We start from the raw sequence: 1,037 nt of genomic DNA on the forward strand, positions 1-1,037 counted from the left end.
ACTGCGCCATCAACTCCATTCGTTCCGTACTGCGCCATCAACTCCATTCGTTCCGTTTATTCCATCAACACCATTGGTTCCATTAATACCGTCAATACCGTTAGTTCCAGCTATACCTTGGATTCCTTGAGGACCTACTGCTCCATCAATACCATTCGTTCCGTTGATTCCATCAACACCATTGGTTCCGTTAGTACCGTCAATACCGTTAGTTCCGGCTATACCTTGTGGACCAACTGCGCCATCAACTCCATTCGTTCCGTTAGTTCCGTCAACACCGTTTGTTCCAGCTAAACCTTGTGGGCCAACTGCGCCATCAACTCCATTGGTTCCGTTCGTTCCGTCAACACCGTTAGTTCCGGCTAAACCTTGCGGACCTACTGCGCCATCAACTCCATTCGTTCCGTTCGTTCCGTCAACACCATTGGTTCCGGCAATACCTTGTGGACCAACTGCGCCATCAACTCCATTCGTTCCGTTTATTCCATCAACACCATTGGTTCCATTAGTACCGTCAATACCGTTAGTTCCGGCAATACCTTGTGGACCAACTGCGCCATCAACTCCATTCGTTCCGTTAGTTCCGTCAACACCGTTAGTTCCGGCTATACCTTGTGAACCAACTGCGCCATCAACTCCATTCGTTCCGTTAGTWCCGTCAACACCGTTAGTTCCGGCTAAACCTTGYGGACCWACTGCGCCATCAACTCCATTCGTTCCGTTTATTCCATCAACACCATTGGTTCCATTAATACCGTCAATACCGTTAGTTCCAGCTATACCTTGGATTCCTTGAGGACCTACTGCTCCATCAATACCATTCGTTCCGTTTATTCCATCAACACCATTGGTTCCATTAATACCGTCAATACCGTTAGTTCCAGCTATACCTTGGATTCCTTGAGGACCTACTGCTCCATCAATACCATTTGTTCCGTTKATTCCATCAACACCATTGGTTCCATTAATACCGTCAATACCGTTAGTTCCAGCTATACCTTGGATTCCTTGAGGACCTACTGCTCCATCAATACCAT

1 protein-coding gene is annotated in these 1,037 nt (G+C 47.3%); it reads right to left on the minus strand.

The window, feature by feature from the left end; genetic code table 11:
- Window positions 1-9 precede the first annotated feature (9 nt).
- Window positions 10-1,037 (minus strand): collagen-like domain-containing protein (locus AC1DVP_RS21265; protein WP_477185468.1); only part of this gene is annotated, 1,028 nt, incomplete at its 5' end.

This window comes from Flavobacterium sp. P3_A6 (assembly GCF_056403035.1).